The 22,627-nt window shown below is 61.0% G+C and carries 15 protein-coding genes and 1 riboswitch; of the genes, 5 read left to right on the top strand and 10 right to left on the bottom strand.

The window, feature by feature from the left end; genetic code table 11:
- Positions 1–105: 105 nt before the first annotated feature.
- The 5 genes from GA0061103_RS31510 to GA0061103_RS31490 all read right to left on the bottom strand — a co-directional run bounded on the left by GA0061103_RS31510 (position 106) and on the right by GA0061103_RS31490 (position 7,862).
- Positions 106–3,282 (bottom strand): efflux RND transporter permease subunit, encoded by a 3,177-nt coding sequence (locus GA0061103_RS31510; RefSeq protein WP_092719040.1) that lies wholly within the window; start codon positions 3,280–3,282, stop codon positions 106–108.
- Complete coding sequence (locus GA0061103_RS31505; RefSeq protein ID WP_092719295.1) at positions 3,279–4,460, bottom strand: efflux RND transporter periplasmic adaptor subunit; 1,182 nt, start codon at positions 4,458–4,460, stop codon at positions 3,279–3,281. Before GA0061103_RS31505 ends, GA0061103_RS31510 begins: the two co-directional genes overlap by 4 nt.
- A gap of 316 nt (positions 4,461–4,776) precedes the next feature.
- Entirely contained in the window at positions 4,777–6,606 is a 1,830-nt protein-coding gene (locus GA0061103_RS31500; RefSeq protein ID WP_092719037.1) for an ABC-F family ATP-binding cassette domain-containing protein, read from the bottom strand.
- Between the two features lie 2 nt (positions 6,607–6,608).
- A complete protein-coding gene (locus GA0061103_RS31495; protein ID WP_092719034.1) occupies positions 6,609–7,262 on the bottom strand; it encodes a thiamine diphosphokinase in 654 nt (217 codons plus the stop codon).
- A gap of 72 nt (positions 7,263–7,334) precedes the next feature.
- Positions 7,335–7,862, bottom strand: coding sequence for a MarR family winged helix-turn-helix transcriptional regulator (locus GA0061103_RS31490; RefSeq protein ID WP_092719031.1), 528 nt, complete (start codon positions 7,860–7,862; stop codon positions 7,335–7,337).
- 167 nt (positions 7,863–8,029) lie between these two features.
- On the opposite strand from GA0061103_RS31490, the gene GA0061103_RS31485 reads away from it, so the two are divergent.
- The 5 genes from GA0061103_RS31485 (at position 8,030) to GA0061103_RS31465 (ending at position 15,011) form a co-directional block, all read left to right on the top strand.
- Positions 8,030–9,571, top strand: a complete 1,542-nt coding sequence (locus tag GA0061103_RS31485) for an MDR family MFS transporter (protein ID WP_092719029.1) — start codon at positions 8,030–8,032, stop codon at positions 9,569–9,571.
- Between the two features lie 71 nt (positions 9,572–9,642).
- Positions 9,643–9,759: riboswitch (TPP riboswitch) on the top strand.
- A 51-nt stretch (positions 9,760–9,810) separates the two neighbouring features.
- Positions 9,811–10,839: a thiamine ABC transporter substrate binding subunit gene (gene thiB, locus GA0061103_RS31480; RefSeq protein ID WP_092719026.1), complete on the top strand. Its 1,029-nt coding sequence runs from the start codon at positions 9,811–9,813 to the stop codon at positions 10,837–10,839.
- A 10-nt stretch (positions 10,840–10,849) separates the two neighbouring features.
- Positions 10,850–12,487, top strand: a complete 1,638-nt coding sequence (gene thiP / locus GA0061103_RS31475) for a thiamine/thiamine pyrophosphate ABC transporter permease ThiP (RefSeq protein WP_092719292.1) — start codon at positions 10,850–10,852, stop codon at positions 12,485–12,487.
- Positions 12,480–13,208 (top strand): thiamine ABC transporter ATP-binding protein, encoded by a 729-nt coding sequence (locus GA0061103_RS31470; protein ID WP_092719022.1) that lies wholly within the window; start codon positions 12,480–12,482, stop codon positions 13,206–13,208. Before thiP ends, GA0061103_RS31470 begins: the two co-directional genes overlap by 8 nt.
- Positions 13,209–13,478: 270 nt before the next feature.
- Positions 13,479–15,011: a M48 family metalloprotease gene (locus GA0061103_RS31465; protein WP_245304934.1), complete on the top strand. Its 1,533-nt coding sequence runs from the start codon at positions 13,479–13,481 to the stop codon at positions 15,009–15,011.
- Between the two features lie 34 nt (positions 15,012–15,045).
- On the opposite strand, the gene GA0061103_RS31460 is transcribed toward GA0061103_RS31465, so the two are convergent.
- The 5 genes from GA0061103_RS31460 to GA0061103_RS31440 all read right to left on the bottom strand — a co-directional run bounded on the left by GA0061103_RS31460 (position 15,046) and on the right by GA0061103_RS31440 (position 21,385).
- A complete protein-coding gene (locus tag GA0061103_RS31460; protein WP_092719018.1) occupies positions 15,046–15,909 on the bottom strand; it encodes an RNA polymerase factor sigma-32 in 864 nt (287 codons plus the stop codon).
- A 407-nt stretch (positions 15,910–16,316) separates the two neighbouring features.
- Positions 16,317–16,889 (bottom strand): CarD family transcriptional regulator, encoded by a 573-nt coding sequence (locus GA0061103_RS31455; RefSeq protein ID WP_069611538.1) that lies wholly within the window; start codon positions 16,887–16,889, stop codon positions 16,317–16,319.
- A 399-nt stretch (positions 16,890–17,288) separates the two neighbouring features.
- A complete protein-coding gene (fdxA, locus tag GA0061103_RS31450) occupies positions 17,289–17,627 on the bottom strand; it encodes a ferredoxin FdxA (RefSeq protein WP_092719014.1) in 339 nt (112 codons plus the stop codon).
- Between the two features lie 206 nt (positions 17,628–17,833).
- Positions 17,834–18,238 carry an RNA-binding S4 domain-containing protein gene (locus GA0061103_RS31445; protein WP_092719009.1) on the bottom strand — a complete coding sequence of 135 codons (405 nt, stop codon included), beginning with the start codon at positions 18,236–18,238 and terminating at the stop codon, positions 17,834–17,836.
- 3 nt (positions 18,239–18,241) lie between these two features.
- Positions 18,242–21,385 carry a helicase-related protein gene (locus GA0061103_RS31440; protein WP_092719003.1) on the bottom strand — a complete coding sequence of 1,048 codons (3,144 nt, stop codon included), beginning with the start codon at positions 21,383–21,385 and terminating at the stop codon, positions 18,242–18,244.
- Positions 21,386–22,627: the final 1,242 nt, after the last annotated feature.

Raw genomic sequence — 22,627 nt, 5'->3', positions numbered from 1 at the left:
GGCTACGGGAAAGCTCTCAGCAGCTTCCTATCTGAAGCCGCGTAAAAACAATCAGATAGAGCGGCTGAGCGTTTCCCGTGAAACACCCAGCCACTTCGTCAGGTATCATTGTGCCGCGGCATCGGTGGCCGAAGACTCCTGAGCGGTTTCCGCCTGCTTGCGCCGCCGGCGCAGGACGACGTAGAAGACCGGCGTCAGGAACAGGCCGAACAGCGTGACGCCGAGCATACCGGAGAAGACGGCCGTGCCGAGAGACTGGCGCATTTCCGCGCCGGGGCCTGTCGCGATCATCAGAGGCACGACGCCGAAGATGAAGGCAAAGGCCGTCATCAGGATCGGGCGCAAACGCAGATGGCTGGCCTCAATCGCCGCCTCGACGGCACTCTTTCCCTCAGCCTGCGCCTGTCGCGCAAACTCGACGATCAGGATGGCGTTCTTGGCTGCAAGGCCGATCAGCACGATCAAGCCGATCTGGGTGAGGATATTGTTGTCCATCCCCCGGAGATGCACGCCGATCAATGCCGCCAGAACCGCCAACGGCACGATGAGGATGATGGCAAGCGGCAGGATCCAGCTCTCATACTGCGCCGACAGCGCCAGGAAGACGAAGATGACCGACAGCGCGAAGATGTAGATCGCCGTATTGCCGGTATGTTTCTCCTGGTAGGCGAGTTCCGTCCATTCGAAGGTCGTTCCCGACGGCAGCAGGTTCTTTGCTATCCCCTCCATAGTGTCGAGCGCCGTACCGGTGGAGACCCCCGGCCCCGGATTGCCCTGCACGGGAACCGAAACATACATGTTGTAGCGTTGCACGAGCGTCGGTCCGGTCGTATCGCGGATGTCGACCAGCGTGCCGAGCGGCACCAGCGCACCGGTCGCCGAACGAACCTTCAGTGCCAGAATATCCTCCCGCTCCATGCGATATTGCTGATCGGCCTGCGCCCGCACCTGGTAAACGCGGCCGAAGGCATTGAAGTCGTTGACGTAGGATGTGCCGAGATTGATCGACAGCGTCTCGAAGATATTCGGGATCGGCACGTTGAGCGCCCGCGCCTTGTCGCGGTCGATCGCCAGGAAATATTGCGGACTGTTGGCTGAGAATGTCGTAAAGACCCCGCTGACACCCTTGTTCTGCGCGGCAACGCCCATCATCTGGTAGGCGAGCGGCAGGATGCGGCGCATGTCCGGATTTTCCCGGTCCATGATCTGCATCTTGAAGCCGCCGGAATTGCCGATGCCGCGGATCGACGGCGGCGGGATGGCGATGATGAAGGCTTCCTGGATGCCCTGCAGGCTGCCGAAGAGCTGTCCGATGATCTTGGTGGCGCTATCTCCGCTCTTCAATCGCTCTTCGAACGGCTTGAACGGCGTAAAGATGACACCGGAATTGGATGCATTGGTAAAGGTCGCGCCGTTGAAGCCGGCGAAGGCAACGGCGTTGGCAATGCCCGGCGTCTTGGAGATGATCTCGGTCGCCTTCTGTATGACGGCATTGGTGCGCGCCAGCGAGGCGCCATCAGGCAGCTGCACGACGACGATCGCATAGCCCTGGTCCATGGTGGGAACGAAACCCTGCGGCACGATCCTGCCCATATACCATGTGCCGGCCAGCAGCCCGGCGAAGACGAGAAGCGCGCAGGCGAGCGCCGCCCATGTCGTCACAAGGTGGCGCACGATCCAGGAATAGCCGCGGCTCATCCGCTCGAAGCCGCGGTTGAACCCGTCTCCCAAGGCGCGGCCGAACCGCGCGAAGATATTGTTGGATTTCTCGTGGCTGTGCGGGCGCAGCACGATCGCCGCGATCGCCGGTGAGAGTGTCAGCGAATTCAGACAGGAGATCGCCGTCGCGACCGAAATCGTCACCGCGAACTGTCTGTAGAACTGACCGGAGATGCCTGGGATAAACGCCGTCGGCACGAAGACCGCGATCAGCACGAGCGAGATCGCAAGCACGGCCGTGCCCACCTCGTTCATCGTCACATGCGACGCCTCCTTCGGCGTCATGCCGAGCGACAGATTGCGCTCGACATTCTCCACCACCACGATCGCATCGTCGACGACGATACCGATGGCAAGCACCAGGCCGAACAGCGTCAGCATGTTCAGCGAGAAGCCGAAGGCGAGCAGGAAGGCGAAGGTGCCGATCAGCGAAACGGGGATTGCGACGATCGGAATGATTGCCGTTCGCCAGGATTGCAGGAACACCAGCACGACGATGGCGACGAGAATGGCCGCCTCGAAGATCGTCTTGTAGACCTCGTGGATCGACTCGGCGATGAACTCGGTGGGATTGTAGATGATGCGGTATTCAAGCCCCTGCGGAAAATCCTGCGACAGGTCCTCCATCGTCTTCTGGATGTCGGCAGCGGCGGCAAGCGCATTCGTACCAGGCCGGGCGAAGACGCCGAGCGCAACCGCCGGACTGCCGTTCAGATAGCTGTTGGTGACGTAATCCTGAGCGCCAAGCTCGATGCGCGCGACATCCTGCAGCTGTACGAGACGGCCATTGCCTGTTGCCTTGACGATGACATAGCGGAATTGCCGGGCATCGGAAAAGCGCCCTTGCGTTGTCACCGTATATTGGAAGGCATTCGTGCCCGAGACGGGCGGGCCGCCGATGGAGCCGCCGGATACCTGCACGTTCTGGTCCCTGAGGGCCTGCACGATGTCGCCGGCAGTCATGCCGTAGGCCGCGAGCTTTTCCGGATCGAGCCAGATGCGCAGCGAATATTGCCGCTCGCCGAAGAGCTGCACGTCGCCGACGCCATCCAGACGGACGAGAATGTCACGGATGCGCGTGCGCGCGTAGTTGGAAATATAAAGCTGATCGTAACGGTTGTTCGGCGACAGGAGGTGCACGACCATCATCAGGTCCGGCGAGCTTTTGACCGTGGTGATGCCGATGCGGCGAACGTCGTCGGGCAGGCGCGGCTCGGCGATGGCGACGCGGTTCTGCACCAGCACCTGCGCCTTGTCGAGATCGGTGCCGAGCTTGAAGGTGATTGTCAGCGCCATGGAACCGTCGGCGCTCGAATACGAGGACATATAGAGCATGTCCTCGACACCGTTGACCTCCTGCTCGATCGGCGTTGCCACCGTATCGGCAATGGTTTGGGCGTCAGCGCCGGGATAGGAGGTACGCACGACGATTGTCGGCGGCGCGACTTCGGGATATTGCGCCACGGGCAGCTGGAAATAGGCAATGCCGCCGACGATCAGCAGCACGATGGATAGGACCGACGCGAAGATCGGCCGATCGACGAAGAAATGGGAAAACCTCATTGGCTCGTCCCCTGTGCATCGGCCTGAGCCGGCGGCTCGTCATTCGTCGCCTGCTGCGGCAGCTCGATCAGCTGCGGCGTCACCTTGACGCCGGGCCGAATGCGCATCAGCCCGTTGACGACGATGGTCTCGTCGCCGGTCATGCCGTCGCGGATGACACGATAGCCATAAAGCTTCGGCCCGAGGCGGACGGACTTCGGCGTGATGTTGCCGGCGGTATCGACGGTATAGACGACACGCTGGTTCTGGTCGGAACCGATGGCCTCATCGGGAACAAGGATCGCCTTGTAGCTGTTGGACCCTTGCACCTGAACGCGCCCGAACAGGCCGGGCTGCAGGATGAAATCGGGATTGGGGAAGCTGGCACGGACGCGGATCGTACCGGTTTCGTTGTCGACGCGGTTTTCGGCAAAATCGAGCTTGCCCTTGAACGGCTTCTGACGGGAATCGGCAATGGTCACGGTCACATCGAGCCCGCCGCCGCCCTGCTGCAGGGCGCTCCCGTTCTTGCGGGCCTCGTCGGCATAGGAGAGCAGCCGGCGCTCGTCGACGTCGAAATAGAAATCGATGGGATCGAGCGAGACGATGGTCGTCAGAACGGTTTGGTCGGCCTGCACGAGATTGCCGACGGAGATCAGCCGCCGGTCGATGCGGCCACTGAGCGGCGCGGTAATCTTGGTGAAATCCATGTCGAGATTGGCACGGTCGACGGCCGCCTGCGCGCCGCGCACATTCGCCTCGGCGGAGACGAGATCGCGGCGGCGATCATCGAGGGTCGACGCCGACTGGCTGCCTGTTGTCGACAGCGATTGCGCGCGCTTGAATTGCGCATCGGCAAGCGTGAGTGATGAGTTTGCCACTTCGAGCGAGGCCGTCGATTCGTTCAGCGCGGTCACGAATGGCCGCTGGTCGATGACGAAAAGCAGGTCGCCCTGCTTGACCATGGCGCCATCCTTGAAATGCACTTCTTGCAGGTAGCCACCCACCCGCGAGCGGACGGAAACTTCATCGACCGCCTGGAAGCGCCCGATGAATTCATCGCTGTCGACGACATCGCGAATGACAGGCTTGGCGACCGTGACGGGCGGGGCCGACGGAGCACCTTGGGCGAGCGCTTGAGCGCTTGAGAAAACGGCAATAGCACAGCTTAACAAAACGGCACGCGGCAGCATCGGCATGAAGCCCCCCTCGAAAAACCGCATGCGGCATCAAGCGCCGTCATCACGGTAAGCGCTCACGAAATTTGTCTGCAACTTTCCACGAAGGACCTGTCGCCATCAGGCGCAATCCAATCAGGTCACTTCGGACTTCCCCAACATGCGCCACGGGCCGCGTCGGCCCGGGGGTATCAACCGGCTCGTCGTCCGGCAGCATGCGTTAATGTATAAACGGTTTATCGGATTCGACAACAGGGAATGAGCCGGCTGCGACCGAGCGCAACCGATTGTTTTTACTGCATAGTAAAGACGCGCATAGGATGAGCAGATACGAGCCTTAGCCCTCCAGCTCCTCGCGCAGCATTTCGAGCTCCAGCCATTCCTCTTCCATCTTGGTCAGGCTTTCGCGTAGCTTTTCCATCTCCGCCGCAAGACGGTTGAACGTAGCGGCATCCTTGGAAAAGAGGTTCGGATCGGCCATCTTCTTTTCACGGGCAGCAATCTCGGCTTCAGCCTTCGCCATTTCCTTCGGCAGATTTTCGAGCGCGAATTTCTGCTTGTAGGAAAGCTTGCCTTTACCCTTCGAGGTATCTGCAGTCGACGCAGCGGCTTCGGCCGATTTCGGCTTTTCAGCTGCCTTCTCCGCCCGCTTGCGCTCCTCGATCGCCCCCTTGCGCTGGGCGAGCATGTCGGAATAGCCGCCGGCGTATTCGATCCAGCGCCCATCAGGCTCTTCCGGATCGGCGGGCGCAATCGTTGAGGTCACGGTGCGGTCGAGAAAGTCACGGTCATGGCTGACGAGGATGACCGTGCCGGAAAAACCGGAGACGATTTCCTGCAGCAGGTCGAGCGTCTCGATATCGAGATCGTTCGTCGGTTCGTCGAGGATCAGGAGATTGGTCGGCCGCGACAGGATGCGCGCCAGCATCAGCCGGGCACGCTCGCCGCCGGAAAGATTCTTGATCGGCGTGCGCGCCTGCTCCGGCTGGAACAGGAATTCCTTCATGTAGCCGGTCACATGCCGCTGCTCGCCGTTGACGAGCAGGTTCTCGCCGCGACCGTCAGTCAGATAGTTGGCGAGCGTATCTTCCGGGTTCAGCTCCTCGCGCTTCTGGTCGAGCGTGGCGATCTCCAGATTGGTGCCGAGCTTCACCGTGCCACTATCCGGCTCCAGCTGGCCGGTCAGCATCTTCAGAAGTGTCGTCTTGCCGGCGCCGTTCGGGCCGACGAGACCAATGCAATCGCCACGATGCACGCGGATCGAGAACGGCGCGACGATGGTACGATCATTATAGGTCTTGGTGATCTTGTCCGCCTCGATCACCAGCTTGCCGCTTTCCTGCGCATCGGAAGCAGCCGCCTGCACCGTGCCCAAAGCACCTTTGTGACCGCGATAGCGCGAGCGCATGTCCTGCAATTCGCCGAGCCGGCGCATGTTGCGCTTGCGCCGGGCCGTTACGCCGTAGCGCAGCCAGTGCTCTTCGCGCTCGATCTGCTTGCCGAGCTTGTGCTGCTCCAGCTCTTCGGCTTCCAGCACCTGATCGCGCCAGGCTTCGAAATGGGCGAATCCTCTGTCCAGCCGGCGCGAGGTACCGCGATCGAGCCAGACGGTCGCGGTCGAGACCTTCTCCAAAAAACGTCGGTCGTGCGAGATCAGCACCAGCGCGCTGCGGCTCTTCTGCAACTCGCCTTCCAGCCATTCGATGGTCGGCAGGTCCAGATGGTTCGTCGGCTCGTCGAGCAGCAGAATATCCGGCTCCGGCGCCATGACGCGGGCGAGAGCCGCGCGACGCGCCTCGCCGCCGGAAAGATTCTTCGGATCTTCCTCGCCGGTCAGGCCGAGATGGGAAAGGAGATAGGTAACGCGATAGGGATCGTCGCCAGGCCCGAGGCCGGCTTCGGCATAGGCGGCAACCGTCTTGTAACCGGCAAAATCCGGCGCCTGCTCGAGATAACGCACGGTCGACGACGGGTGGCGGAACACTTCGCCCGATTGCGCCTCGACGAGACCGGCGGCGATCTTCAAGAGCGTCGACTTACCAGAGCCGTTGCGGCCGACAAGGCAGATCTTGTCGCCCGGCTCCACCTGCAGGCCGGCACCGGAGAGCAAGGGCGCACCGCCAAAGCTCAGGAAGATGTCGTCGAGTTTCAGAATGGGAGGGGCCAAGATCAGACTCCGGAAAGGTCATAAGGGCGGGCAAGGACGATCGCCCTGCCGCTGCCGAGCGAGAAGCGCACATCGCCTTCCGCCACGTTGGAAATGGTGCGCGATCCACCGAAGGACAAATGGAAATCGCGCAAGGGGTATCGGGCATTATCGATGAACAGGCCCGTCAGATCGCTGAACCCGAGAACGGAGAACAGCGAACCGGCCGGCAGCGCCAGCGTCAGATCGCCGGGCGGAAGCGGCACCGCCTCCTCGTCACCGGAAGTCAGCAAGACATCGAGGCCCTTTTCGGCGAGATGCACGCCATAAAGCAGGTGCTGGATCGCATGATCGGAGCGTTCGCCGCCCATGGCACCCGCCAGGATCAGTCTTTTGGCACCGCGATCGATCGCTTCCGAGACGGCGATCTCGCCATCAGTCGCCGCTTTCGCTGCCGGATAGGGCTGCCTGGGCACATTGGGGAAGGCGGCCTGCAAATCTGCAGGTGTGGAATCGAAATCGCCGACCCACAGTTCAGGCTTCACACCAAGCGCGATTGCATGGCGCATGCCGCCATCGGCCGCGATGAAACGACTGCCGGAAACCGCAGCGCGCAACCGCTCCGTCAGACGGAGCTCGCCGCCAAGCAAGATGGTGAAGGTGGTGGACTGGCTCATGAGGCATGCCCATAGCGCAAAGTCATATCCCTAGGGAAGAGTACCATGGGCAAGAACGGCTGCGACGGCGGCTCAGTCGTCCGTTTCCTTGATGCGCGCCTGGAAAACCTGCTCGTAGCCGCTGACATAACGGTCGAACAGCAGCGAGAAGCTCTCGATCTCCTCCGGCGTCCAATCGGCAAAAATGCTGCCGATGACGGAATATTTCTGCGCCTGGATTTCCGACAGCAATCTTTGGCCGAGCGCGGTGAGCACCACGACGATGCGACGCGCATCCGCCTGCGATGCCTTGCGCCGCAACACGCCGCGCGTCACCATGTCGGCAACGATGCGGCTTGCCCGCGACGGGTCGATACGCAGCATCTCGGCAATCGTGCCGACCGTGACTTCACCCGTTGCCTCCGCCCGCCTGACGACATCGAGCACGTCGAGATGCGACAGCTCGAGACCCGGCGCCACGCTCTGGATGGCAAGCCTGCCGATCATGCGGCGGCCCGTCAGCAGACGCATGCGCGTCATCGCATGGCCGATGCGCAGGAGATTCTCGTCGTCGGTCAGGGCCTGGGCTTCAATTTCACGTGTATTCGTCGCAGATGTCATCTTTCCACCATATCAGAGGCAGAAAACAAATAAAACATGCAAACAGCATTCACCTGTCATTGACAATTATATGCTATTGGCACATATATCTCAACTATGAAAACCGGGGCGTCCCGCGCATTCGATCGACCGCGCAGCGTTTCGGCCAAGCTCGGATTTCCTGCCCCATGGACATGCAGACAACCTTCACGCCGCTCGTGGCGGATCATAAGCGGCGGCTTATCCTCTTCCTGTTTCTGATGACCGCCATGTTCATGGCAACGCTCGACAACCAGATCGTCTCGACGGCACTGCCGACGATCGTCGGCGAGTTCGGGCATCTGGAGCGCTTCGGCTGGATCGGCTCGGCCTATCTTCTCTCGCTCTCCGCCGTCATGCCCGTCTACGGCAAGCTCGGCGATCTCTTCGGCCGCAAATATGTGATGATGACGGCGATCGCCATCTTCACGATCGGCTCCGCCGTCTGCGGCCTTGCCGTCTCGATGGATACGCTGATCGCCGCCCGCGTCCTTCAGGGCCTCGGCGGCGGCGGCATCCTCGTGTCGATCTTCGCCGTCAACGCCGACCTCTTCGAACCGCGCGAACGCGCCCGCTACCAGAGCTATTCGAGCCTCGTGCTCATGGCTTCCGGCGCCATCGGCCCCGTTCTCGGCGGCACGATGAGCGATCTCTTCGGCTGGCGCTCGATCTTCCTCGTCAATGTGCCGATCGGCTTTATCGTACTGGCCGGCCTTGCCACCATGCTTCCCTATCGCAAACCGGCCCGACGCCCGAAGATCGACTATGCCGGCGCGATCGTTCTTGCGCTGACGACGACGAGCATCGTGCTTGCCGCCGACGGTACGGAGCTTTTCGGATCGCTGCTGTCGCCGCAATGCCTCGGCATCATCGCTTTCGGCGTGATCTGTGCCATCGCCTGGGTTTTCATCGAGCGCCGCGCACCAGAGCCCATCGTGCCGATGACGCTGTTTCGCAATCCGACATTCGGCCTTCTGCTGATCATCTCGATCACCAGCGGTGCCGTTGCCATCGGCATGGTGAATTATTTCGCGCTCTTCCTGCAGACGACGACGGGCCTTTCGCCCTCGATGGCCGGGCTGCTGTTCATTCTCCTGACCGGCGGCATCGTCTGCGGTTCGCTCTCCGCCGGCCGGCTGATCGCCGCGAGGGGCCGCTACAAGCCCTTCGCCGTCGCAAGTGCTGCCTGCAGCGCCATCGCATTCGGCGCGCTTGCCTTCCTGCCAGCCGGCACGCCCATCGTCGTCATCGGCGGCCTGATGCTGCTGCATGGCATCGGCATCGGTCTTGCGCAGCAGGTGCCTGTTATCGGGGTACAGAACGCAGCAGCTGCCCGTGACGTCGGTGCAGCAACCGGCGCCGTCACGCTTTCGCGCATGGGCGGCGCCTCGATCGCCATTTCCGTCTACGGCGCCATCATCGCCGCCAAGCTCGGCAATGTCGGAATCTCCATATCAGGCGTATCCGATATCGAGCAGCTGACGCCGAAGATGATGGCAGCCTTGCCCGACGCCACCCGCGAAGCGGTCGCCAATGCCTATGCGAGCGCCTTCAGCCCGCTGTTCATGACGGCCGCCGGCATCTGCCTGCTTGGCCTTTTGACCGCGCTGACGCTGAGGAACGTGCAGCTTCCGGGTGCCGCGAAGAAATTCGACAACAGCACGACAGCGGCCGCGCATGCGGCCGAGTAACCTCCCTCCGCCTGCAATCGACAAGGGAATCATTTCCCTTGTCATCCCTTCGTCACAAGGCTAAATCTGCCGACGCTCTAACGGGGTGCCCTGTGTTCTTTTGAACATCTGGCTGAGAGGCTTTCACCGGCCAACCCGCGGAACCTGATCCGGCTAACACCGGCGGAGGGATTAGACGCGTGACGAAATCATAGCGCCCTTTTCCCCTTCAAGACGAAACCAAAAAAGGAGGCGCTGTCATGCAACACCGTTCGCTATTGTCATTCTTCGCCGGCCTGGCCCTTGCCGCCGGAACGACGTTCTTCGTCGCGCAGCCTGCCGCTGCAGCCGACAAGACGCTCACCATCTACACCTATGAAAGCTTCACCGCCGACTGGGGTCCGGGCGCCAAGGTCAAGGCCGCCTTCGAGAAGACCTGCGGCTGCACGGTCAACTACGTCGCCGTCACCGATGGCGTCGCACTTCTCTCGCGCCTGAAGCTGGAAGGGACGGGCACCAAGGCCGATGTGGTTCTCGGCCTCGATACCAATCTCGTCGATGAAGCCAAGGATACCGGCCTGTTCGACACCAGCGGCGTCGATACCTCGACCCTCAAGGTTCCCGGCAACTTCAAGGACGATGTCTTCGTGCCTTACGATTACGGCCATTTCGCCGTGATCTACGACAGCCAGACGGTCAAGAACCCGCCGAAAAGCATGAAGGATCTCGTCGAAGGCGACCCCGCCCAGAAGATCGTTATCGAAGACCCGCGCACCTCGACGCCCGGCCTCGGCCTGCTGCTCTGGGTCAAGTCGATCTATGGTGACAAGGCCGCCGATGCCTGGGCAAAGCTCAAGGGCCGCATCCTGACCGTCACCCCCGGCTGGTCGGAAGCCTATGACCTCTTCACCAAGGGCGAAGCGCCGATGGTCCTTTCCTATACGACATCGCCTGCCTATCACATGATCGAGGACAAGACCGACCGCTATCAGGCGGCCGCTTTCTCGGAAGGGCATTACATCCAGATCGAGGTCGCCGGCCTCATCAAGTCCTCGCCGAACAAGGAGCTTGCGCGCGACTTCCTGAAGTTCATGATCTCGCCCGGCTTCCAGGATATCATCCCGACAAGCAACTGGATGATGCCGGCCTCGGCGACTTCGGAGCCGCTGCCGGACGCCTTCAGCAAGCTCGTGGTGCCCTCGAAGACCTTCCTGATGAGCCCCGCCGACGTCGATAAGAACCGCAAGGCCTGGATCGACGAATGGCTGGCCGCCACCAGCGGCAACTGATGCCTTGACGATACTCACGGCACCAGAGCGAAGACGCGCCATTTCCGGCGGGGCATTCAGCCTCGCCGGCATCGCGCTCTTCGTGGGGATCGCTGTGCTCGTTCTGCTCGCCGCCGGCATCGAATCCGGCGGCACCAATCCCCTGACAGATCCCTACTTGCTGCGCGTCCTGCGCTTCACGCTGCTGCAGGCAGTGCTCTCGACGCTGCTTTCCGTTGTGCTCGCCATTCCGGTCGCGCGCGCACTGGCGCGCCAGCCGCGCTTTCCCGGCCGATTGTGGCTGATCCGGCTGATGGCCGTGCCGATGGGCCTGCCCGTGCTGATTGGCGCGCTTGGCCTGCTCGGCATATGGGGCCGGCAGGGGCTGCTCAATCAGGCACTCGCCACCCTCGGCCTGTTGCAGCCCGTCAGCATCTACGGTCTTACCGGCATCCTGCTTGCGCATGTCTTCTTCAACATGCCGCTCGCCTGCCGGCTTATGCTTGCCGGGCTGGAGCGCGTGCCGGCGGAATACTGGCTCGTGGCCGGTGGGCTAGGCATGCGGCCCGCCTCGGTCTTTCGCTTCGTCGAATGGCCGGTCCTGCGCGGCCTCATTCCCGGTATTGCTGGCCTGATCTTCATGCTCTGCGCCACCAGCTTCACACTGGTCCTGATCCTTGGCGGCGGTCCGGCTGCGACGACGCTGGAAGTGGCGATCTATCAGGCGCTGCGCTTCGATTTCGATCCGGGCCGTGCCGTCATGTTGTCGCTGCTGCAAATCGTCGTCACGCTCCTCGTCCTCGGCGCCATGACGCTGTTTCGCGCCCCCGACGATCATGGGTTGACCAGCGGTCGCGCCCTGCGACGCATCGATGGGCAGGCGCCGGCAGCCAGAGCGGTTGACGCCCTTCTCCTATCGCTCGCCACGCTCTTTCTCGGCCTGCCGCTCGCTTCGGTCGTCGTCACCGGCCTTGAGGCAAATCTCTTCAAGCTCGCTGGCCAGCCGATCTTCCTGCAGGCGGTTGTCACCAGCCTGGCGATCGCGCTCGCCGCCGGGCTTCTGGCCGTCCTGATATCCTTTGCGATCATTCGCGCCCGATCAGCGATATCGGCAGACCGCCGCAAGACCATCGGCCTGCGTGGCTTCGCACTCGCACTGAGCGGAAGCGCCTCGCTCATCCTGCTGGTCCCGCCGATCGTGCTGGCAACCGGCTGGTTCCTGGCGCTCCGGCCATTGGGCGATCCGAGCCGCTTCGCCGCCATTCTGATCGTTATCATCAACGCGCTGATGGCGCTGCCCTTCGTTATCCGCGTCATCGAGCCGGCCTATGCGGTCCATGTCAGCCGCACCGAGCGGCTGGCGGCAAGCCTCGGCCTGCACGGCATTTCCCGCCTTCGCCTCATCGATTGGCCCGGCTTGCGCAAGCCGCTCTTTACGGCACTCTCCTTCGCCATGGCCCTGTCGCTCGGCGATCTCGGCGCCGTGGCCCTCTTCGGCTCGGACAGCCTGATGACCCTGCCCTGGCTGGTCTATAGCAAGCTCGGCAGCTACCGCACCAATGATGCCGATGGATACGCCTTGATCCTTGGCCTGGTATGTCTTCTCCTGACCATTGCCGGCACGGCCGGCCAGGGCGCACGCGATGACGAAAGCAGGCGACATGACTGACGGCAATGACATCAGGGAACAGGGCATCGCCATGGCCGGTGTCGAGTTGCGCCTCGGCACCCATGATTTTCACTTCGACTGCACCTTGCCACAAGGCAAGATCATCGCCGTCGCCGGACCGTCAGGATCAGGAAAATCGACCTTCCTCAATTTGCTAGCCGGCTTCGAACCGCCGGATCGGGGCCACATTCTGCTTGCCGGACAAGACGTAACCGGCCTGCACCCCGCCGAACGGCCCGTGTCGCTCGTCTTCCAGGACAACAACCTCTTTGCCCATCTCGACCTCTTCACCAATGTCGGTCTCGGCATCAGCCCATCGCTGAGGCTCTCGGCGCAGGATCGGCAAAGGGTCTCGAAAGCCCTGGCGCGCGTCGGACTGCCTGACTTCGAGGCGCGCAAGCCGGGCACGCTCTCCGGCGGCGAACGGCAGCGCGCCGCCTTCGCACGGGCGCTGGTACGCGACAAGCCGATCCTTTTGCTCGACGAACCCTTCGCCGCCCTCGATCCCGGCCTGCGCTCCGGCATGGTCGAACTCCTGAAAACCCTGCACCGCGAAACCGGCAACACGGTGCTGATCGTCTCGCATGATCCGGCCGAAGTGCGGCGCCTTGCCGACCACGCCGTCTTCATCGATGGCGGCACGATCAGGCTCGCCGCTCCCATCAAGACTTTCCTGGAAACGAACGGCATTCCGGCATTGACCACATTTCTGCAGCATTGATTGCACCGCAGCATCTTGCCGCCGGTTTTGCCTTAATTTCGTCGCGGCAAGCGGCTGAAAGTCCTGGGGAATGCTTGCTAAAATACAACGCCGCCACATTTAAACGGAGTCTCGCTATGCAACCGGTGCCAAAATCGGCTACAGCAAGGGGTGGAGACCGTCCGGGTAAATGCGGATCGATGGGGGCGGAAGTAACCTTTGTCGGCGCGCGACGATGATCGGCCCGGTAACGATCAACCGGATTTGACGCCGAGCCGGCATGACAGCGAAATGAGTAGGATACAGGTCCTGAAGCAGAGCAAGCGAGCAGAACGAAGGATCAGTGCGACCGTCGCAGCCCGTTTGCGCCGCTTTGTCCCCTTCCTTGCGGCCGCATTGATATTGAACAGCTGCCAGACGGTGCTGGACCAATCCTATCAGCCGAGCGTTTCCCCCTCCGCCAATCCGCAGATCGTCTCCGAAGTCCAGAAGAACGATCCCCGCGCGCAGATGGGCGCTCGCGAGCATCCACGCATCCTTGCGAGCTACGGCGGCGAATATAAGGATGCCAAGACCGAGCGGCTCGTCGCCCGCATCGCCGGCGCGCTCACCAGCGTCTCGGAAAATCCGCAGCAGTCCTACCGCATCACCATTCTCAATTCGCCCTCGATCAACGCCTTCGCGCTGCCGGGCGGCTATCTCTATGTGACGCGCGGTCTCTTGGCGCTCGCCAACGACGCTTCTGAAGTCGCCGCCGTGCTGTCGCACGAGATGGCGCACGTCACCGCCAATCACGGCATCGAGCGGCAGAAACGCGAGGAAGCCGAAGTCATCGCCAGCCGCGTCGTTTCGGAAGTCCTGTCGAGCGATCTCGCCGGCAAGCAGGCGCTCGCGCGCGGCAAGCTGCGTCTCGCCGCCTTCTCGCGCCAGCAGGAGCTCCAGGCCGACGAGATCGGCATCCGCACGCTCGGCCAGGCCGGCTACGATCCTTATGCTGCCGCCCGCTTCCTGAACGCCATGGAAGACTACAGCCGCTTCATGTCGGCCAATTCCGATGCCGACCAGAGCCTGGACTTCCTTTCGAGCCATCCGAGCACGCCGCAGCGCATCGATCTTGCCAAGGCGCATGCCCGCGAATTCGGTGAGGAAGGCAAGGTCGGCGACATCGGCCGCGATTATTATCTGAACGGCATCGATGGCCTGCTCTATGGCGACAGCCCCGAGGAAGGCTATGTGCGTGGCCAGACCTTCCTGCATGGCGGCCTGGGTATCCGCTTCGACGTGCCGCCCGACTTCCGGATCGACAACAAGGTCGAAGCCGTCATGGCGACTGGCCCCGGAGATATCGCCATCCGTTTCGACGGTGTTGCCGATACCCAGAACCAGAATCTGACGAACTATATTTCCAGCGGCTGGGTCACGGGCCTCGATCCCAATTCGATCCAGTCGATCACCGTCAATGGCATGCCCGCTGCGACAGCACGCGCCTCCGCCGATCGCTGGGATTTCGATGTCACCGTCATTCGCGATCGCACGCAGATCTTCCGTTTCCTGACGGCAGTGCCGAAAGGAAATATCGCCCAGCTCGATCAGACCGCCAATGTCCTGCGCGCGAGCTTCCGGCATATGACGCCGGAAGAGGCGGCTTCGCTGAAGCCGCTGCGCGTGCGTGTCGTCACCGTCAAGTCTGGCGACACCATCACCACGCTCGCTGCCCGCATGATGGGCACCGATCGCAAGCTCGACCTGTTCAAACTGATCAATGCCCTACCAACCGGGGCAACGATTGCACCGGGCGACAGGGTCAAAATTATCTCGGAATAGATCGGCTCTTCTCCCAGCCGGGAGAAGATCTGCCTCAGGCGTAGCTTGCCATGCGCGGGTCTGCATCGACAAGCGCGTTGCGGAGCTTGTCCATGGCGCGGCTTTCGATCTGCCGCACGCGCTCCTTGGAAATGCCGAGATCGGCGCCAAGCTCTTCCAGCGTTGCGCCATCCTCGACAAGGCGACGCGCCCGGATGATCTTCATTTCGCGCTCGTTGAGATGCTTCAGCGCCGATGCCAGCCAGATGCGACGGCGTTCGCCATCGATCATGTCGGAGACCTGCTCGTCGGGAAGAGGCTCGTCGCTGATCAGAAAATCGATGCGTTCGGCGCTTTCGGAATCACCGGCTATCGAAGGCGCCTGCAGCGAGGTATCGCTACTGGAAAGGCGCGCATCCATCGTCTGCACGTCGGCGAGGCTGACGCCGAGCGTGACGGCGATTTCCTCGTGGATGGACTGGACGGTGACGCTGGAATTGCTGCGGGCAAGCTTGGCGCGCAAGCGGCGCAAATTGAAGAACAGCGCCTTCTGGGCGGAACTCGTGCCGCCGCGTACGATCGACCAGTTGCGCAGGATATAGTCCTGGATCGAAGCGCGTATCCACCAGCTTGCATAGGTGGAGAAGCGAACCTCACGTTCCGGTTCGAAACGGGCAGCGGCCTCCAACAGGCCGACATAACCTTCCTGCACCAGATCGCTCATCGGCAATCCGAAATTACGAAATTTCCCCGCCATGGAAATGACGAGGCGCATATGGGCGGTTGCGATCTGATTGCGGGCACCACGATCCTCGTGGTCCTTCCAGCGAATGGCGAGATCGTGTTCTTCATCGCGATCGAGATAGGGAGCAGCCATCGCAACTTTGATCATGCGCCGATCTGCAGACATATTCGTCATATGCATCTCCTGGGTTCGGCCTCAAATCGTCTCTATGCCGCGGTCGACGAAAAGGGCAGCAAGCATCGTTTCCGAACATCGCTGTTCGGATGGAAATCAATGAATGAAATTGCGAATTGGAAACCGATATCCGGCTGACCGGATGATCGATGACTAGTCTAGTTCGATCTCATCGAACGGGTCTGGCGATTGAAGCATCTTCAGATCGCCGGGGAGCTTCGAGTGAAAACGCATAGGCCGGTCCTCGTGAATGTCTATAATACGGTCTGTATGGAACCCCTTCTCCACAGGAGCGCACCCACACCGACCGCCAACACGAGGCTTAAACGCGGCAGAACGGAAAAGGTTCCAAAGAAAAAACCCGGCACGAAGGCCGGGTTTTTTGAAGCAATGGTGGCGTCTTGGCCTTATGCGGCTTCGTCCTGCGAGTCGTCGTCGTCGACGACTTTGCCGCGCTTCGGGCCTTTGTTCAGATTGGTCTCGACAAGGCGAACGGCTTCGGTTTCCGACATCTTGTTGACGGCGGCAATTTCGCGCGCCATGCGATCAAGAGCAGCTTCGTAAAGCTGGCGTTCGGAATAGGATTGCTCCGGCTGGTTCTCGGCGCGATAGAGATCGCGAACGACCTCCGCGATCGAGATCAGATCGCCGGAATTGATCTTGGCATCGTATTCCTGCGCGCGGCGCGACCACATGGTGCGCTTCACGCGGGCCTTGCCCTGCACGACCTTCAATGCACGCTCGACGAAATCCGTCTCGGAAAGCTTGCGCATGCCGATACTCATGGCCTTGGCCACCGGCACCTTCAGACGCATCTTGTCTTTCTCGAAGTCGATTACGAACAGCTCGAGCTTCATGCCTGCGACTTCTTGTTCTTCGATCGCAGTGATCGTGCCGACACCATGGGCCGGATAAACGATCGCTTCACCAGTCTTGAAGCCGTGGCGTGCTGCTGAAGGTTTTTTCTGCTGGGTCGTCATTCTTTTCAAAAACTCCCTGTTACGCGCCCCGTTAGGGCCGGGGTGCCGGGTCAGTCAGGCCCGGATGAGACGGACGTACCGTCGGGTCACTTCATCCTGGTCCAGCCAGACTTATGCAAACAGAAACCCATCCATCGCGATCCGGGACCCGACAACACAATACGTTGATATGTCAAGGAAACCGCGTACGGATTGGTGATTTGCTTTCGTGATGGTTTTGGGCATGCGAAATGCCGCAGTGGATCAGTGTGAGGAACCTATCACAAAAATCTGAGGAAATCAATAATTTGCTGCACGCGCGCCAAAATGGCCACGTTGACCGACCAGCGGCCCAACGGCAATGATTCGCTTTCTGCGATATCGACTACACCTTTATCGACGGCCTGTCACGACCTTCGATCAGTCGCCCGCACCGGGATTGGTCGAGAAATATTTCTCGAATTTACCCTGTTCGCCGTCCATTTCCTTGGCTTCCGGCATCGGGTCGCGCTTGACCGTGATGTTCGGCCAGATGGCGGCGTATTCCGCATTGACCTTCAGCCACTTGTCGAGACCCGGCTCCGTATCGGGCTTGATCGCCTCGGCAGGACATTCCGGCTCGCAGACACCGCAATCGATGCATTCGTCGGGATGGATGACGAGGAAGTTCTCGCCTTCGTAGAAGCAGTCGACGGGGCAGACTTCCACGCAGTCGGTGTATTTGCAGCGGATGCAATTGTCGGTCACGACATATGTCATGAAGCACTCCAGGAATGTCTCTAGTTCCCGCGGATGCGCAACCTGGAACGTCGCACCTTTCCACGGAGCCGAACGGGCAGACGAATGCGTCACGCACAAACGCGCCGTCCGGCGGGTTACCGGCAGGTTGATCGTGAGGTATCGACTTTGTCAGCCAATTTCAAGGACAAACAATCTTGAAAACCGCCCGCGACAGGCAGAGTTTTCTAATCGTCGTCGGAGGTGAGGCGGTCGATTGCGCGCCGATCCCGTTTCGTGGGTCTGCCGCTGCCCGGCGCTCGCAACGCCTGCTCGAACGGGGTGAGACGTTTTGTCTCATCCGGGGGCGGCGTCAGATCTTCGTAAAGCAGCTTGGCTTCCTCGAATGGCCCCCTGCGATCGCCGGGTGCGCGCACGATCAGAATGACGTCGCGCCGCTCGAGCGACAACTCGATGCGGTCGCCAGCCTTGACGCCGAAGCTCGGCTGGGCCACCCGCTCGCCATTCACCCTGACGCTGCCGTTCTGCACATAGAGCTGCGCCAGCGAGCGGGATTTCACCATGCGGGCAAAGAACAGCCATTTGTCGATACGCTGGCGCGAACCGGAAAATGGCTGTTTCTCGTCCGTCATGACCTATTTCTTCATCTGCTCCTTGAGGGCAGCAAGCTTTGCGAAAGGAGAATCCGGATCGATCGGCTTTTCCTTGCGCGGCGGCTTGGCTTCGAAACGCAACGGCTGCGACGCGCCGCGATTGTTGCGATCGTTCCGCTCACCGCGCTCCTGACGATCACCCCGTTCGCCGCGATTGCCCTGATGCTGGGGACGGCCACCTTCGCGATTGCCGCGCGGACCCTTGTTGTCGCCGCCGCGAGCTTCACGATTGTCGCGCCCATCGCGACGATCACGACCACCCTCGCGATTGCCTTCGCCGGCTGCCTGCTCGCCACCGCCACGGCGATTGCCGTGCTGACCACGGCCTTCGCCCTGCTGGCCGCGACGATCACCATGGCCACGACCGCCCTGGCGCTGCTGATGGTCGCTTCGACCACCCAGACGCCAAAGCAGAACCGGCTTGGGCTCAGCCGCTTCCGCGACAACGGCTCCAGCTTCGGTAGCCTCGGCAACCTCAGTCGCCACGGCAACCGATTCAGCCGAGACATCCGCAGCCGGAGCTGCTTCCTGCGCAACGGCTTCCGTTTCCTTAGCCGGCTCGTCGCTCGAACCATCGGCATCGTCATGATCGGCTTTTTCGGCAACGGCGTCAGCTGCCGGTGCCGCTGGTGCTGCGGCCGCATCCTGCTGAGCGAGGAAGGCCGTGGCCTCCTCCGCCTTCACCGCATCGGCGCGATAACCGAGGCCCTTGAGGATTTCTTCCATGTCCTCAAGCGTCGCGCCGAGGATGGAGAGCATCGCAGTCGTCGTCGTGAAGCGACGGCCGTCATAGGCGCCGTCGGGGCGCGAAGCCTGGCCGGGCTTCCACTGCAGCAGCGGACGAATGAGGTCCGCCAGGCGCTCCAGAATATCGATACGCACCGCGCGCTTGCCGAGGAACCGGAAGCCCGCAAGCTTGTAGAACGTGCGCTCATAGCCCGGATCGGTGACGACCGAGGTGCGGCCGGCAGCAAGAACCGGGATCAGATCGCCATAGCCCGGCTTGTCGAGACCATCATTCTTCAGCGCCCAGAGCAGCGTGATGAGTTCGGCCGGAGCCGGCTTCAGAAGCGCGGGCACGAAAATATGGTAGGCGCCGAAGCGAACGCCGTAGCGGCGCATGGAGGCGCGCCCATCCTGATCCAGCGACTTCACTTCTTCCGTGACGTCGCGGCGGAACAGAACGCCGAGGTTTTCCACCAGCTGGAAGGCCAGCCCCTTGGCAAGGCCCTGCAGATCCTCAGCGCGCTGCAGATCGTCCAGCGGCTTCAGGATCGTGCTGATGTGGTGGTTCACAAAGCGCTCGATACGCGCCGCGACATGATCGCGCGCATTGCCCGTCAGCTGCTCGTCGGCGAGCAGGATGACGCGCGGACGCATGACGTGATCGCTGCCCGAAAGCCGCGCCACGGGATCGCCGAGCCAACGCACCAGGCCATCGGCGCTGATCGCGAGATCGCCGTTGCCGGCCGCATGCATGCGTGCGGCACGTGCCTCGAATTCCAGCGCCAGCGCCTTCTGCGAGGCCGTCTGGACAGCCTTGGCATCCGGGCCTTCGGTCCCTGCGATAGGCGTGAACCGGAATCCGGTCAACTGTCCCACATGATGTCCCTCAACGAAGACATCTCCATTCACACTGATTTCAGCTTCCAGCATCGCATTCTCTCTCAGGCGCTTCATGAGCACAGATGTCCTGCGATCAACAAAGCGTTTCGTCAACCTCTCATGTAACGCGTCGGACAATCGATCTTCGATTTCCCGCGTCTTTTCTTGCCAGTGTGTCGGATCGGCAAGCCAGCCGGGCCGGTTCGACACATAGGTCCAAGTCCTTATCTGCGCGATTCGCGCCGAAAGCGTGTCGATCTCGCCATCCGTCCGATCGGCGCGATGCACCTGTTCGGCAAGAAATTCCTCCTTCACCGTGCCATAGCGCACAAGGTCGGAAAAGAGGGCGGCAATGAGATCGGCGTGCTGGGCAGGCGTAATGCGCCGATAGTCTGGAAGCGCACAGGCCTCCCATAATTTCTCAACCCGAGCCGGGTTGCTGGCAAGATCGACTATCTCCAGATCGCGTGACAGATATTCCAACGCCTGCTGGTCTACCGCAGGCAGCGCCCGCGTCAAGCCCTGCACGCGAGGCGCGTCTTCCAAACTTGCACGCAACGCCGCAATCGAAGCAAAATCCAGATCCTTGGTGCGCCATTGCAGCACCTTGACCATGTCGAATTCGTGTCCCTCGATCCGGCGCACGAGTTCGTCGTCGAAGGGATCCACCTGCCCTGTCACGCCGAACGTGCCGTCCTTGAGATGGCGGCCGGCGCGACCGGCGATCTGGCCGAGCTCGGCCGGATTAAGATTGCGGAACTGATAGCCGTCGAACTTGCGATCCTGGGCGAAGGCGACGTGATCGACATCGAGATTGAGGCCCATGCCGATCGCATCGGTGGCAACCAGATATTCAACATCGCCGGCCTGGTAGAGCGCGACCTGCGCATTGCGGGTGCGCGGGCTGAGCGCTCCGAGAACGACGGCCGCGCCGCCGCGCTGACGGCGGATAAGCTCCGCGATCCCGTAAACCTCGTCGGCGGAAAAAGCGACGATCGCGGTGCGCTGCGGCAGCCGGGTGATCTTTTTCTGCCCAGCATAGAAAAGATGGGAAAGCCGCGGCCGCTCCAGAACGGTAATACCAGGCAGAAGCTGCTCGAGGATCGGCCGCATGGTACCCGCGCCAAGCAGCAGGGTTTCATCGCGCCCGCGCAGATGCAGGATACGGTCGGTGAAGATATGACCCCGCTCAAGATCGCCGGCAAGCTGCACCTCGTCGATGGCGACGAAGGAGGCGCGTGTCTCGCGCGGCATGGCCTCGACGGTGCAGACCGAATAACGCGCATTGGGCGGCGATATCTTTTCCTCGCCGGTCACGAGCGCGACATTGTGCGCCCCGACCTTTTCGACGACGCGCGTATAGACCTCGCGGGCAAGCAGCCGCAACGGCAGGCCGATCACGCCGCTGCCGTGTGCCACCATGCGCTCGATGGCATAATGGGTTTTGCCGGTATTGGTCGGTCCGAGCACCGCGGTCACGCCGCGTCCGCTCAGGATCATGGGCTGCGAAGTCTGAGTCATAGGTCCGTGCATAGGCGAGAAACTACCGTCTTCCGATCAGCATGTTCCTCTTGGAGGAAACGAACAGATGACGACCATATGTGACAAAGGCAAGACCCGAATGAAAAAACAGATAAAGCAACAATCGATTTCATATTTGATCGCTTCAACCACAAGCTACATTTTGGCTGCACCCCATGCGAGTCCCGGCGATTCCGGAACAGCTTGAGAACGAATCGGAGACGAATCGCTGACTCCGTCGGGTTCCTTATTTGTTCACGACTACATATGGATTTCAATGAAAAGATTCCCACCAAATGCTGAATCCTGTTTGCGCAGCTTTTCCAAGGCAAAAGGAGTCAAGCGGAGAATCCTCAGCCAGCGAAATTTCGCGTCGTATCATGGTTAATGATCTGTAAATAATGAAGTTTCCCATGAATCAGCCGACGGCGTTAACATCCAGGCCAAAGCCGGAACGAATCGGCGACGAATCGCAGATTCCAAGCGATTCCGTTTTTGTTCTCCACAACATCTAGCGTTTCCGCAGCAAGGACACACCGGACTCTGAATGGTTGAGAGCCGGATTCCGGTCGAATCTGCGATTGTGATTAATCTTTTAGCGAGCGCAGCTATAATGAATCGACAAATACACGCAAAAGGTGCAGCCATTAACACATCGATCAAACCCGGAACGAATCGGTGACGAATCGCGGATAGGGGCAGGTATCGTATTTGTTCACGGCTACATGTTGTATTTCGTCGGAACAGGATCGCGAAATAGCACTGCCATGAATGAACGAGCCGCCCGCAGGCCTGCCGCAAATTAACCGATCGGCCGACGAAAACACCATCTACGCGATCCGCCTGTGGTTCTGCTTCGCCCTTCCGGCGCCGCTGACGGCGCGCCTGAGGAGCCTCGCCGTTAACCCAAGTCCAAATAGAGAACGAATCGCCGACGAATCACAGACATCAGGCCTTTCCCGTTTCGTTCACCACAACCCATTGTATTTTAATCATATTTTAACCATACGAGCAGGTCTCCCGTCGTTCCCGCAACCGTCACACGATGTCATCGCATTAACGTTTCCCTGAAAATCCGGGCCACTGCGCACTCGCATTTTTATTTCTTAGCCGGAACAATTATCGAGCACGCAAGTTTCTATGAACAGAATTGAGGAACTCAGCCCATTCCCTGGAAGCAGATTTGAGCTGGAGCGCTGGAAGGATAACGCCGGATCGGAAAGCGATATCGGCGGGATATTC

The organism is Martinezella multihospitum, assembly GCF_900094585.1.
Taxonomy (GTDB): Bacteria; Pseudomonadota; Alphaproteobacteria; order Rhizobiales; family Rhizobiaceae; genus Rhizobium; species Rhizobium multihospitium.
Note: the sequence above shows the minus strand (reverse complement) of the source record. Positions and strands in the feature narration are given on the sequence as shown.

Excerpts from the sequence above, each read along its gene's own strand:
- GA0061103_RS31510 (WP_092719040.1), bottom strand. The coding sequence starts at position 3,282 with ATGAGGTTTTCCCATTTCTTCGTCGATCGGCCGATCTTCGCGTCGGTC.
- GA0061103_RS31495 (WP_092719034.1), bottom strand. The coding sequence starts at position 7,262 with ATGAGCCAGTCCACCACCTTCACCATCTTGCTTGGCGGCGAGCTCCGT.
- fdxA (WP_092719014.1), bottom strand. The coding sequence starts at position 17,627 with ATGACATATGTCGTGACCGACAATTGCATCCGCTGCAAATACACCGAC.
- GA0061103_RS31440 (WP_092719003.1), bottom strand. The coding sequence starts at position 21,385 with ATGACTCAGACTTCGCAGCCCATGATCCTGAGCGGACGCGGCGTGACC.
- GA0061103_RS31445 (WP_092719009.1), bottom strand. The coding sequence starts at position 18,238 with ATGACGGACGAGAAACAGCCATTTTCCGGTTCGCGCCAGCGTATCGAC.
- thiB (WP_092719026.1), top strand. The coding sequence starts at position 9,811 with ATGCAACACCGTTCGCTATTGTCATTCTTCGCCGGCCTGGCCCTTGCC.
- GA0061103_RS31460 (WP_092719018.1), bottom strand. The coding sequence starts at position 15,909 with ATGACGAATATGTCTGCAGATCGGCGCATGATCAAAGTTGCGATGGCT.
- GA0061103_RS31505 (WP_092719295.1), bottom strand. The coding sequence starts at position 4,460 with ATGCCGATGCTGCCGCGTGCCGTTTTGTTAAGCTGTGCTATTGCCGTT.
- GA0061103_RS31470 (WP_092719022.1), top strand. The coding sequence starts at position 12,480 with ATGACTGACGGCAATGACATCAGGGAACAGGGCATCGCCATGGCCGGT.
- GA0061103_RS31455 (WP_069611538.1), bottom strand. The coding sequence starts at position 16,889 with ATGACGACCCAGCAGAAAAAACCTTCAGCAGCACGCCACGGCTTCAAG.
- GA0061103_RS31465 (WP_245304934.1), top strand. The coding sequence starts at position 13,479 with ATGAGTAGGATACAGGTCCTGAAGCAGAGCAAGCGAGCAGAACGAAGG.
- GA0061103_RS31485 (WP_092719029.1), top strand. The coding sequence starts at position 8,030 with ATGGACATGCAGACAACCTTCACGCCGCTCGTGGCGGATCATAAGCGG.
- GA0061103_RS31490 (WP_092719031.1), bottom strand. The coding sequence starts at position 7,862 with ATGACATCTGCGACGAATACACGTGAAATTGAAGCCCAGGCCCTGACC.